Source organism: Erwinia sp. PME.40.26/001, from assembly GCF_055556675.1.
Window position 1 is genome coordinate 215,161 of the sequence record NZ_JBVHNP010000002.1, and the last position, 12,610, is coordinate 227,770.

General features: G+C 57.8%; 10 protein-coding genes and 1 riboswitch. Of the genes, 6 read left to right on the forward strand and 4 right to left on the reverse strand.

Annotated features, from left to right (window positions below; translation table 11 throughout):
• The first annotated feature begins 3 nt into the window (after positions 1 to 3).
• Complete coding sequence (bacA, locus tag ACZ3HG_RS08515; RefSeq protein WP_191933716.1) at positions 4 to 825, forward strand: undecaprenyl-diphosphate phosphatase; 822 nt, start codon at positions 4 to 6, stop codon at positions 823 to 825.
• Between the two features lie 36 nt (positions 826 to 861).
• Here bacA and ACZ3HG_RS08520 read toward each other — a convergent pair whose 3' ends face one another.
• A complete protein-coding gene (locus tag ACZ3HG_RS08520; protein WP_191933717.1) occupies positions 862 to 2,082 on the reverse strand; it encodes a multifunctional CCA addition/repair protein in 1,221 nt (406 codons plus the stop codon).
• 138 nt (positions 2,083 to 2,220) lie between these two features.
• Positions 2,221 to 2,841, reverse strand: a complete 621-nt coding sequence (locus ACZ3HG_RS08525) for a TIGR04211 family SH3 domain-containing protein (RefSeq protein WP_191933718.1) — start codon at positions 2,839 to 2,841, stop codon at positions 2,221 to 2,223.
• A 255-nt stretch (positions 2,842 to 3,096) separates the two neighbouring features.
• On the opposite strand from ACZ3HG_RS08525, the gene ACZ3HG_RS08530 reads away from it, so the two are divergent.
• From ACZ3HG_RS08530 to hldE, 3 genes are all read left to right on the forward strand, one after another.
• On the forward strand, positions 3,097 to 4,401 hold the full coding sequence (locus ACZ3HG_RS08530; protein WP_465332686.1) for a CYTH domain-containing protein: 1,305 nt from the start codon (positions 3,097 to 3,099) through the stop codon (positions 4,399 to 4,401).
• Positions 4,402 to 4,443: 42 nt separating this feature from the next.
• Positions 4,444 to 7,278 carry a bifunctional [glutamate--ammonia ligase]-adenylyl-L-tyrosine phosphorylase/[glutamate--ammonia-ligase] adenylyltransferase gene (glnE, locus tag ACZ3HG_RS08535; protein ID WP_465332687.1) on the forward strand — a complete coding sequence of 945 codons (2,835 nt, stop codon included), beginning with the start codon at positions 4,444 to 4,446 and terminating at the stop codon, positions 7,276 to 7,278.
• 89 nt (positions 7,279 to 7,367) lie between these two features.
• Positions 7,368 to 8,804 (forward strand): bifunctional D-glycero-beta-D-manno-heptose-7-phosphate kinase/D-glycero-beta-D-manno-heptose 1-phosphate adenylyltransferase HldE, encoded by a 1,437-nt coding sequence (gene hldE / locus ACZ3HG_RS08540; protein WP_191933721.1) that lies wholly within the window; start codon positions 7,368 to 7,370, stop codon positions 8,802 to 8,804.
• Positions 8,805 to 8,850: 46 nt separating this feature from the next.
• Here hldE and ubiK read toward each other — a convergent pair whose 3' ends face one another.
• Complete coding sequence (ubiK, locus tag ACZ3HG_RS08545) at positions 8,851 to 9,138, reverse strand: ubiquinone biosynthesis accessory factor UbiK (protein ID WP_062744352.1); 288 nt, start codon at positions 9,136 to 9,138, stop codon at positions 8,851 to 8,853.
• Positions 9,139 to 9,285: 147 nt separating this feature from the next.
• Positions 9,286 to 9,435, forward strand: a riboswitch (FMN riboswitch).
• Positions 9,436 to 9,543: 108 nt separating this feature from the next.
• On the opposite strand from ubiK, the gene ribB reads away from it, so the two are divergent.
• Positions 9,544 to 10,200 (forward strand): 3,4-dihydroxy-2-butanone-4-phosphate synthase, encoded by a 657-nt coding sequence (ribB, locus tag ACZ3HG_RS08550; RefSeq protein ID WP_191936326.1) that lies wholly within the window; start codon positions 9,544 to 9,546, stop codon positions 10,198 to 10,200.
• A gap of 314 nt (positions 10,201 to 10,514) precedes the next feature.
• Positions 10,515 to 11,300: a 4,5-DOPA-extradiol-dioxygenase gene (gene ygiD, locus ACZ3HG_RS08555; RefSeq protein ID WP_191933722.1), complete on the forward strand. Its 786-nt coding sequence runs from the start codon at positions 10,515 to 10,517 to the stop codon at positions 11,298 to 11,300.
• A gap of 147 nt (positions 11,301 to 11,447) precedes the next feature.
• Here ygiD and ACZ3HG_RS08560 read toward each other — a convergent pair whose 3' ends face one another.
• Positions 11,448 to 12,608 (reverse strand): glutathionylspermidine synthase family protein, encoded by a 1,161-nt coding sequence (locus ACZ3HG_RS08560; protein ID WP_191933723.1) that lies wholly within the window; start codon positions 12,606 to 12,608, stop codon positions 11,448 to 11,450.
• Positions 12,609 to 12,610 lie beyond the last annotated feature (2 nt).

Genomic DNA, 12,610 nt, shown 5'->3' on the forward strand with positions numbered 1-12,610 from the left:
TTGATGGCAGATATTCATCAGCTATGGGTGGCAGCAATACTTGGGATTGTTGAGGGGCTGACGGAGTTTCTCCCCGTGTCTTCTACCGGACACATGATCATTGTCGGTCATTTGCTGGGATTTGAAGGTGAGAAGGCGGAGACCTTTGAAGTTGTCATTCAGCTCGGATCGATTCTCGCCGTTGTGGTGATGTTCTGGCGTCGTCTGTTTGGCCTGATTGGCATTCACTTCGGTGAGATGAAACACGAAGGAGTCGGGCAGGGTAAACTGACGTTGATCCATATTCTGCTGGGGATGGTGCCGGCGGTGGTGATTGGCCTGCTGCTGCACGACAAAATTAAGACGTTGTTTAATCCGGTCAACGTGATGTACGCGCTGGTGGTGGGCGGTGTGCTGCTGATCGCGGCAGAACTGCTGAAGCCTAAGCAGCCTAAGGCGGTTGGCGTGGACGACATTACCTATCGTCAGGCGTTTATCATTGGCTGCTTCCAGTGTCTGGCGCTATGGCCGGGCTTCTCCCGCTCGGGTGCCACCATTTCTGGCGGGATGCTGATGGGCGTCAGCCGCTATGCTGCCTCGGAGTTCTCCTTCCTCCTTGCTGTACCGATGATGATGGGGGCCACCGGCCTGGATCTCTACAAGAGCATGGGCTTCCTGACGATGGCTGACTTCCCGATGTTTGCCGTCGGCTTTGTCACCGCGTTTATCGTGGCGCTGATTGCGATTAAGAGCTTCCTGCACATTATCAAGCGCATCTCGTTTATACCGTTTGCCATCTACCGCTTTATCGTGGCCGCTGCGGTCTACGCGGTGTTTGTTCTGTAAGCTGAACGGGGGCAGGCCTGCCTGACCCCGGCCATGCTACAGGGCTCTCCAGTTCTCCAGCGCCGCCACCCGGCGGCGCGTGAGCTCTTCCCTCACTTCCGCCCCTTTGAATCCTGCCTCTACCACCTCTCTGGTCGATACCGACTGCACCACCCGCCAGGCTTCGCGCAGGTAATCGCCTTGCGGATAAGGATTATTTTCGAAACCGGTCCGCCCGCGGGCATCGGCTTCGCTGGTCAGGGCAATCTGCTCTACGCGATGCGGTTTACGCCAGGCGTCCAGCCGGTCAAACAGCGCCACCAGCGTAGCCGCCGGATGATTCTGTACCGTATGCACCAGATCGTGAAACTCGGTGACTAACAGCGCCAGATCACGGGTGGCATTGGGAATGCGCAGGCGTTCACACAGGGCGGCCACCAGCGGCACGCCTGCCGGGCCATGCCCGTGATGGCTTGGCCACTTCTCCGGAGGCGTCAGCGCCTTGCCCACGTCGTGAAACAGCGTGGCAAAACGGATATCCACCTCGGGACTGAGCTGTGCGGCTATCGCCAGCGTCATCAGCGCATGAACCCCGGTGTCGATTTCCGGATGCCATTTTGCCGGAGCCGGAACGCCGTACAGGTTATCCAGTTCCGGGAACAGCACTGCCAGCGCACCGCAGTCTCGCAGCACCTGGAAAAACACCTGCGGATTTTGCGTCTGCAGCGCACTTTCCGTCTCTTTCCAGACGCGCTCCGCCGTCAGATGCGCCAGTTCGCCGCTGCTCGCCATTGACGCCATCAGCGCCAGGGTTTCACCGGCAATATGGAAGTTAAGGTGGGCATAGCGGGCCGCAAAGCGCGCCACGCGCAGTACGCGCAGCGGATCTTCACTGAAGGCTTCAGAGACGTGGCGCAAGACCCGATTTTCCAGGTCTTCCCGCCCGCCGTAGGGATCATAATAGTGACCAGCGGCATCCTGAGCGATGGCGTTAATCGTCAGATCGCGGCGGGCCAGATCCTGCTCCAGGGTAACATCCGGTGCGGAATAGCAGACAAAACCGGTATAGCCGCTGCCGGACTTACGCTCGGTGCGGGCCAGCGCATACTCTTCATGGCTGTCCGGGTGGAGAAATACCGGGAAGTCACGGCCAACCTGCTCAAAGCCCTGTGCCAGCATCTGCGCGGGAGAGGCACCCACCACCACCCAGTCTTTGTCTTTTATCGGCAAATTCAGCAGTCCGTCACGCACGGCGCCACCGACAAGGTATGTTTTCACTGGGGTCTCCAAAGGCTGCGGGTCAGAATAAACTGAACATGAATTGTCACACTATAACATTCATGTTGCATGAATGATAAATTGCGGGCAACGCAAAAAGGGCATCCGCAGATACCCTCGGGTGTCGCGCCAGTCTGGTCAGTTCATCCAGCGGTCGCTTTTCTTCCTGCGCGGGATCATATGCGGTAACAGCAAGCCCAGCAGCAGGCCGACGCCGGCCACGCCACCCCCGTACATAAACCACTGCATGATAATGGTGCGCTGTTTGTCATCAAGCTGAACATTGGCGGCGTCGACTTTCTTCTTGGCCACGATAAGCTGGTTTTTCAGCTGCTGATTTTCTTCTTTCAGGCTGTTAATGGCGTTGTCGCTTCCCGCCACCTTTTTTTGCATATCGGCGGTGCGTTCATTCCAGCTACCGTCGATATTGGCCAGTTTGGCCGTCAGGACTTTGACCTGTTGTTCCAGTTCGGGCACACGGGTGCGCAGGCTGGGCTGCTGGCTGAGTTGCGTCAGAGGGATCCAGGTCGTACGGCCCTGGCTGTCACGGATCTGGCCATATTTGCTGTTGTCATTCGTTTGCAACAGCGTCACTTCTTCGCCAGCGTTTAAGGTGCCAACCAGACGATAATCATTACCCGGCCCGCTGCGGACCCAGGTGGTCAGTTCGTCGGAAATGTAGCGTTTCTCTTCGGCGTGGACGGTTGCCGCAGCGCTCATCGTGAGCAAAGTCAGACCAATGAGGTGAGTGATTTTCATTCGAACTCTTTTTGCATAAGGGCTGTAAAAATGTAATTGCACAGTCTGGAACGGCCTCACACAAAGCTGAATGAGAACTATCCTGGTCTCAGGCGGCTTGAGACGCTGTGCGCGAAAGCGTAATAAAGCAGAGACAGTGTTGTCTCTTGTGCATTATTCTTGGTGGCTATAGCAGTACGATCGCCCGCCATCTTTGCGAGCATTATCAGATACCTTAACCGTTTACTCAGCCGTTAACGACGTAAATAAGACATTATGACCATAGAAATCGAATTAAAGTTCATTGCCGTTCCAGAAGCGGCCGAAAAAATTGCCAGTAAGCTTACCGCCTGGCCACATCAGCATTCCGCCGGTCAGGCATTGACCAATATTTACTTCGAAACGGCTGACAGTCAGCTGCGGCGCTGGGATATGGGGCTGCGTATTCGTGGCTTTGGTGACCGCTATGAAATGACGCTGAAAACCGCCGGTCAGACTATCGGGGGGCTGCATCAGCGCCCGGAATATAACGTTGCACTGGCAGCACCGACGCTGGATATTCAGCAGTTACCAGCCGATGTCTGGCCCGCCGGGACGGATGTGGCGGCCCTGCAAACGCAACTCGCTGCGCTGTTTAGCACCCATTTTACACGCGAGAAGTGGGTGGTCACTTACCTGCAAAGCGAGATTGAAGTTGCATTTGACCGGGGAGAAGTGATCGCCGGTGAACGTAGCGAGCCGCTGATGGAAGTGGAGCTGGAGCTGAAAAGTGGCCAGCGTGACGATTTGCTGGCCTTTGCCGCCGAACTGGCGACGATTGAAGGCCTGCGGCTGGGCAGCCTCAGCAAAGCGGCGCGTGGGTATGCACTGGCCCAGGGCGATCTCCCGCGAGCCTTACGTCCGGTGCCACTGCTGAAGGTCAGACCGAAGGCAACGGTAGAAGAGGGGATGCGGGCGGCCTTCCTGCTGGCATTAACCCAGTGGCAGTATCATGAAGAGCTGTGGCTGCGCGGTAACGCCGCCGCGCTGCATGAGGTGAAGGATGCGCTGGAAGTACTGCGTCAGACCTTCTCACTGTACGGTGCGCTGGTGCCGCGCAAGGCCAGCAGTGAGCTGCGTCAGAAGCTGACTCAGCTGGAAGAGGCACTGATTGAAGACAATCCTGAAGCGCAGCGGATCTGTTTCAGCCCGCTCTGGCTGCAAACGCAGTTAGCGCTTACTCACTGGATAGCCACTGAACGCTGGCGTCAGTTTGTCGATCAAAAGGCAGATACCAAGCTGCAGGGGTCGTTCAAACGCTTTAGCGACATCATGCTGGGCCGTATTGCCGCCGACCTGAAAGAGACCTTCACCCATTTAAACCATTCGGGTGAGTATCAGGACAAGCTGACGCGCCTGCATCGTCAGGTACTGGCCGTGCATCTGCTGGCGGGTGCCTACGATGCGGCGGCCGTCAACGCCTGGCTACAGAGCTGGAAGCAGCTGCAGGAAGCGATTGTGAAACAGCAGGAAGTCTGGCTGGATGGCCACCGCCAGCAGGCCCTGAAACAGGCGGCTTTCTGGAAAAATGGCAGCCTTTAACCCGTTGCGGGGTCATTCGATTCTATAGGGAGTGTTTATTGTATGGTGCCATCATTAAATCAGCCACTGCCGGTCGTCATGCAGCAGCAGAGCGCGTTGCTTGATCCATTATTCAGCGATGCCTCCGCAGCGCAGCAGGCGGTGCTGGCGTTCAGCGATTTTATCAGTGATAACCTGACAAAATATCCCGCCTGGTGGCAGCAGCTCCGGCAGCAGCCACCGCAGCAGGATGAATGGCACCATTATCCCCTCTGGCTTCAGGCACAGCTGGCGAACGTGCAGGATGAGAACGCGCTGATGCGTGAGCTGCGCCTGTTCCGCCGCCATATGCTGACGCGCATTGCCTGGATGCAAACTCTGGCGATCAGTGATACGCAGCAGTCTTTGCGGCAGCTGAGTGAGCTGGCGGAAACCCTGATTGTTGCCGCCCGCGACTGGCTGTGGCAGGCCTGCTGCCGCGATTTTGGCACCCCGATGAACGCCGCCGGGGAACCGCAGCCGCTGTTAATCCTCGGCATGGGCAAGCTGGGGGGCGGTGAGCTTAACTTCTCTTCCGATATTGATCTGATTTTCACCTGGCCGGAAAACGGCACGACCCGGGGCGGACGGCGCGAGCTGGATAACGCCCAGTTCTTTACCCGGCTTGGCCAGCGCCTGATCAAAGTACTGGATCAGCCTACCGCCGACGGCTTCGTGTATCGCGTGGATATGCGCCTGCGTCCCTTTGGTGACAGCGGGCCGCTGGTGCTGAGTTTTGCCGCGCTGGAGGATTATTACCAGGAACAGGGGCGCGACTGGGAACGCTATGCGATGGTCAAAGCGCGTCTGATGGGCAGCGACAATGACCGCTGGAGTGAAGAGCTGCGTCAGATGCTGCGGCCGTTTGTCTTCCGCCGTTATATTGACTTCAGTGTGATCCAGTCGCTGCGAAATATGAAAAGTATGATCGCCCGGGAAGTACGGCGACGCGGGCTGACGGATAACATCAAACTGGGCGCGGGCGGCATTCGGGAAACCGAATTTATTGTCCAGGTGTTCCAACTGATACGCGGCGGTCGCGAGCGTTCGCTTCAGCTGCGCTCCCTGCTGCCGACGCTGGAGGCCATAGGCCAGCTAAATCTGCTGTCATCAGAACAGGTCGCCCAGCTGCACGATGCCTACCTGTTCCTGCGGCGTCTGGAAAACCTGCTGCAAAGCATCAGCGATGAGCAGACGCAGACGCTGCCGGGCGGCGAGCTGGATCGGGCGCGTCTGGCCTGGGCAATGGGCTTTGCCGGCTGGACGGCCTTACAGGATGCGCTCGACCGGCATATGCTGGCGGTGCGCACCATCTTTGACGATTTGATCGGTGACGATGCCCCGGAACACGGCGATAACCGTGAAGCCGGGGAGTATGGCGTGCTGTGGCAGGATCAGCTGGAAGAAACCGAGCTGGAGCCGCTGGTGCCGCATCTTGATGGTACCGCCCGCCAGCATCTGCTGCGCACTATCACCGATTTTCGTCAGGATGTGGATAAGCGAACGATCGGCCCGCGCGGCCGCCATGCGCTGGACCAGCTGATGCCGCGCCTGCTCAGTGAAGTGGTGCCGCGCGATGATGCCCCGGTGACCCTCAGTCGCCTGACTCCGCTGCTGCTGGGTGTCGTTACCCGCAGCACCTATCTGGAGCTGCTGACAGAGTACCAGGGCGCGCTGAAACACTTAATTCGCCTGTGTGCCGCTTCCCCGATGGTCGCCAGCCAGCTGGCGCGGCATCCGCTGCTGCTGGATGAACTGCTCGATCCGGCCACCCTCTATCAGCCCACGGCAACCGATGCCTACCGCGATGAGCTGCGTCAGTATCTGCTGCGCATTCCGGAAGAGGATGAAGAGCAGCAGCTGGAAGCCCTGCGCCAGTTTAAGCAGGCGCAGCACCTGCGCATTGCGGCGGCGGATATTGCCAAGACCCTGCCGGTAATGAAAGTGAGCGACCACCTTACGTGGCTGGCGGAAGCGATGATTGAATCCGTGGTGCAGCAGGCATGGAATATGATGGTGCTGCGCTACGGACGACCTTCCCACCTGACGCGTGACGATGAACGCGGTTTCTCCGTGGTCGGGTACGGCAAGCTGGGGGGCTGGGAGCTGGGCTACAGTTCTGACCTTGATCTGGTGTTCCTGCACGACTGTCCGTCGGACGCGGTGACGCTGGGTGAGCGCAGTATTGACGGCCGTCAGTTCTATCTGCGTCTGGCGCAGCGCGTCATGCACCTGTTCAGTACGCGCACCTCCTCTGGCATTCTTTATGAAGTCGACGCCCGCCTGCGTCCGTCCGGTGCGGCGGGGATGCTGGTCAGCACCTTTGATGCGTTTGATGAATATCAGCGGCATGAGGCCTGGACCTGGGAGCATCAGGCCCTGGTGCGGGCGCGCATCGTCTTTGGCGATGCCGCCCTGAGCCAGCGATTCGACCAGATCCGACGCGGTATTCTGTCGCTACCGCGTGAGCCTGATGCACTGAAAACGGAAGTGCGTGAAATGCGCGAGAAGATGCGCGCCCACCTCGGCCACAAGCATAAGGGGCGCTGGGATATCAAAGCCGATCGCGGCGGTATTACCGACATTGAGTTCATTACCCAGTATCTGGTGCTGCGCTACGCTGCGCAGGATCCGATGCTCACCCGCTGGTCTGATAATGTGCGCATTCTTGAGCTGCTGGCCAACAGCGGCAAAATGGCGGCCGCCGAGTCGGAAGCGCTGACCCATGCCTATGTCACGCTGCGCGATGCGCTGCACCATCTGGCCTTACAGGAGCTGCCGGGGCATGTCGAAGAAGACGCTTATGCCCGTGAAAAAGCGGTGGTGAATGCCAGCTGGCAGACGTGGCTGGGTGCCTGATATTACCGTGCAGACGCGATGATTAGTCACTGACACTATTGTGCTATTATCGCGCGCACTCATTTTTACTGCAGTCTGGAGTCTCTGGAATGAAAATTACACTGCCTGATTTTACGCGTGCGGGTGTGTTGGTGGTTGGCGATGTGATGCTGGATCGCTACTGGCACGGCCCGACCAGCCGTATTTCACCTGAAGCACCGGTACCGGTGGTAAAAGTCGATCACGTGGAGGAGCGTCCGGGTGGTGCCGCTAACGTCGCCATGAATATTGCTGCACTGGGCGCGCAGTCACGGCTGGTGGGGCTGACCGGCGTTGATGACGCCGCGCGTGCGCTGAGTGCGACCCTCACCGGTGTCAACGTGCAGTGTGATTTTGTCCCGGTACCGACCCATCCGACCATTACCAAACTGCGCGTGTTGTCCCGTAATCAGCAGCTGATCCGCCTTGATTTCGAAGAGGGATTTGAAGGCGTCGATCCGGCACCGATGCACGAGCGCATCGAACAGTCGCTGCCGAAAATAGGTGCGCTGGTGCTGTCAGACTACGCCAAAGGTGCGCTGGCCAGCGTGGAGACGATGATCGCCCTGGCCCGTAAAGCCGGTGTTCCGGTGCTGGTCGACCCGAAAGGCACCGACTTTGGACGCTATCACGGCGCAACGCTGCTGACGCCGAATCTTTCCGAATTCGAAGCGGTAGTCGGCAAGTGTACGAGCGAAGACGAGATTGTTGAGCGCGGCACGAAACTGATGTTACAGCATGCGCTCTCTGCGCTGCTGGTGACGCGTTCAGAGCACGGTATGACCTTGCTGCAGCCGGGTAAAGCCCCGTTCCATATGCCAACGCAGGCCCAGGAAGTATTTGACGTCACCGGGGCAGGCGACACGGTGATCGGCGTGCTGGCGGCGGCGCTGGCGGCCGGTAATACCCTCGAGGAGAGCTGTTTCCTCGCCAACGCGGCGGCCGGTGTCGTGGTCGGCAAGCTGGGGACGTCTACCGTATCCCCGGTCGAGCTGGAAAATGCGATCCGCGCCCGCCCGGAATCCGGTTTTGGCGTGATGGATGAAGCGCAGCTGATTGCTGAGGTGGCGAAAGCCCGTCAGCGTGGCGAGAAAGTGGTGATGACCAACGGCGTCTTCGACATTCTTCACGCCGGACACGTCTCCTACCTGGCCAATGCCCGTAAGCTGGGCGACCGGCTGATTGTGGCGGTTAACAGCGACGCGTCAACCCGCCGCCTGAAAGGCGAAACCCGTCCGGTTAACCCGCTGATCAATCGTATGATCGTGCTGGGTGCGCTGGAAGCGGTGGACTGGGTGATTGGCTTTGAAGAAGACACCCCGCAGCGCCTGATTGCTGAGGTTCTGCCCGATCTGCTGGTCAAAGGCGGCGACTACAAGCCGGAAGAGATTGCCGGCAGTAAAGAAGTGTGGGCTAACGGCGGTGACGTGCGGGTGCTCAATTTCGAAGACGGTATTTCGACCAGTAATATCATCAAAACGATTATCTCGGGAACCGGGAACCACTAATCGTCGACGGCTGCCCGGGGAGGGCAGCCGTATACTGCGTTGTCACTTATTCCGCTGCTTTTGGCTCGGTCACCGCAGGAACCGGAGCCGGAGAGACCCGGCTTTCCAGTTCGGCCAGACGCTGTTCAAGCGCGGCCAGCTTCTCGCGGGTGCGCAGCAGCACCTGAGTCTGTACGTCAAACTCTTCGCGGTTCACCACATCCAGACGGGTCAGCTGAGCCTGCAGCGTCTGACGGATTTTCTTCTCTACATCATCGCCAAACTCACGAATACCTTTCGGCATGGACTCATGAACCTGACGGGCAAGCTGTTCGATTTTTTTTGGGTCAAGCATAGCGGCTTCCTGATAGCAGCGAATTTGATCTTAGTGTAATGCCAGATGGCTCAGGTATAAACCTGAAAACGCCAAAGCGAAAAAATGGATATCAATTTGCCCGTTTTGTTCGTTGCTCTGTCACTTTTTCAGCGTTATGATGAATTTGCTTATTCTCAGGGCGGGGCGAAATTCCCCACCGGCGGTAAATCAGCGTTTGCTGAAAGCCCGCGAGCGCTTCAGGATCATTCCTGAAGGACAGCAGATCCGGTGTAATTCCGGGGCCGACGGTTAAAGTCCGGATGGGAGAGAGTAACGGATCATGACGGGCTTTTGCCTGCCTCGCGTTATTTTTTTGTCACTGCATGACACTCCTAAGCACGCCCTGGTTCTGGTAACCCATACATTTATTAAGGTTTATTTACCATGAATCAGTCGCTACTTTCTGAATTTGGCACGCCTGAACAGCGTGTAACCCGTGCCATCGAGGCGCTGCGCGAAGGCCGCGGTGTGATGGTCTTAGACGATGAAGATCGTGAAAACGAAGGTGATATGATCTTCGCTGCGGAAACCATGACCGTTGAGCAGATGGCGCTCACCATTCGTCACGGTAGCGGTATCGTCTGCCTGTGCCTGACCGAAGAACGTCTGCAGCAGCTTGAGCTGCCGATGATGGTTGAAGATAACACCAGCGCCTACGGCACCGGTTTTACCGTGACCATCGAAGCCGCGAAAGGCGTCACCACCGGCGTGTCGGCTTCCGACCGTCTGACCACCATCCGTACGGCAATCGCAGATGACACGAAACCGGCCGATCTGAATCGCCCGGGGCACGTATTCCCGCTGCGCGGCCGTGCCGGTGGCGTGCTGACCCGCGGTGGTCACACCGAAGCCACTATCGACCTGGTGACGCTGGCAGGCTTCAAGCCGGCAGGCGTGCTGTGTGAATTGACCAATGACGATGGTTCCATGGCGCACGCGCCGGAAGCTATCGTGTTTGCCAAACAGCACAATATGCCGGTTGTGACCATCGAAGACCTGGTGGCATATCGTCGTAGTCACGAGACCCGCCAGGCCAGCTAATCCCCGTCATACTTCAGGCTATGGGTGCGTTGGCTCTCCTCGCGCACCCCAGTCACGTACTGATGTACGCTCCCGGGGATGTGCTGCGTGGCCGCCTGCCCCTAACCTGAATTATTTAGGGGAGCATTCTCCGTCATACATCAGGCTATGGGTGCGTTGGCTCTCCTCGCGCACCCTGCTTTTAATCTGCTCTCTTCCTTCCATTTGTCCCTTCAAATTTTCTGACTATCTTCGTCAGGGTTATCCTGGTTCATCCGTGGCAAAAAGCGCGTAATGTGGACTGCATTGAACAAAAACTTTGCTGGAGTCACACCATGAGCCATACACGAATGCCTGCTCTGTTCCTCGGTCATGGCAGCCCGATGAACGTGCTGGAAGAGAATATCTGGACGGAAACCTGGCGAGAACTGGGCAAAACCCTGCCGCGTCCGAAGGCAATTATTGCCGTTTCGGCACACTGGTACACCCGGGGTACGGCCGTTACGGCGATGGAAAAGCCGCGCACGATCCATGATTTCGGCGGTTTCCCCCAGGCGCTGTTCGACACCCGCTATCCCGCCCCGGGCTCACCGGCGCTGGCCCGCCAGGTGGCGGAAGCACTTTCGCCGGTGGCAGTGGAGCTGGATCAGGAATGGGGATTCGATCACGGTTCGTGGGGTGTGCTGATCAAAATGTACCCGCAGGCCGATATTCCGGTGGTCCAACTCAGTGTGGATGCAACCAGACCGGCGGCTTATCACTTTGAACTGGGCCGCAAGCTGGCTGCGCTGCGTGAGCAGGGCGTGATGATCGTCGCCAGCGGCAACGTGGTGCATAACCTGCGCATGGTGCGCTGGAGCGGGGAGGCGGAAGCCTGGCCGTGGGCAGAGTCCTTCAACCAGTACGTGCGCGAAAATCTGAGCTGGGAAGGTGAATCAGAACAGCACCCGCTGATCAACTTTATGCAGCATGACGGGGCCGCGCTGTCTAACCCGACCCCGGAGCACTATCTGCCCCTGCTGTATGTGCTGGGTGCGCGTGCGGAAGGTGAGGCAATTACCATCCCGGTCGATGGTATAGTGATGGGTTCACTGAGTATGCTGTCGGTACAGGTAGGTTAACAGGCAGAAGCGGAAGGTTGACCGGAAAAGGTCATCCGTAAACAGGATGAGACCTGCGACAGAGGGCGGCCGGATAAAGGGCCGCCCTCTGCATGACAGGGACACACGCATTGTGCCGGAGCTGACGTTCTGTTGCGTCAGCCCGTTTTATTCAATAAATGCGTGGGGGTAGAACCGTGACAGATCCTGAGTGATCAGATCGCGATCTTCCCGCAGACCGATGCCCGCCGGCTGATCGTTAATCAGCCAGGAGCCAATCAGCGTGTAGCTGTCACCGAATTTCGGCAGCGGGTGGAACTGCTGCACGATCATCCCTTCCTCACCGTACGGCCCGTCAACGCGTGCAATTTCCTGACCGTTTTCTACGATGCTGATATTGGCCCCCTCACGGGAGAACAGCGGCTTAACCACATATTTATCCATGTGGGGCACGTTGTCTTCTGCGAAGTAAGCCGGCAGCAGATTAGGGTGATTCGGGAACATTTTCCATAACAGCGGCAGCAGTGCTTTGTTAGAGATAATGCTTTTCCAGCCCGGTTCCAGCCAGCGCACACCGGCATCCGCCAGCTTGGTGGAGAACATCTCACGCAGCATGAACTCCCACGGATAAAGCTTGAACAGGTTGCCAATCACCTGATCGTGCTGGTCGGTAAACTGCCCTTTCTCACCCAGGCCAATCTCATCCATAAACAGGAATTCACTTGGCAGACCCGCTTCGGTCGCGCAGTCCTGCAGATACTGAACGGTGCCACGATCTTCATCGGTGTCACGGCAGCAGGCAAAATGAAGCCAGCTAAATCCGTGCTGCTGATGAAGTTCGGCAAAACGCTCAATCAGTTTTTCCTGCAGACTGTTGAACTGATCGCTGCCCGTCGGTAGCTGGCCGGCCTTGACCTGATCTTCCAGCCACAGCCACTGGAAAAACGCGGCTTCATACAGGGACGTCGGGGTATCCGCGTTGTTCTCCAGCAGTTTGGCCGGGGACTCTCCGTCCCAGGCCAGGTCCAGCCGGGAGTAGAGCGAAGGCTGCTGACTTTTCCATGACTCGCGCACGAAATCCCAGGTATGTTTTGGAATGCGAAACTTGGTCAGCAGCTCTTCGCTGTTAACCACCAGTTCCACCGCCTGCAAACACATCTGGTGCAGTTCGCTGGTGACATCTTCCAGATATTCAATCTGCTGCAACGTAAACTGGTAATAGGCGTCTTCACACCAGTACGGTTCCCCGTGCATGGTGTGAAAACGAAAACCATATTCCGTCGCTTTTTCACGCCAGTCGGGGCGTTCAGCAATGGCAATACGCTTCATCC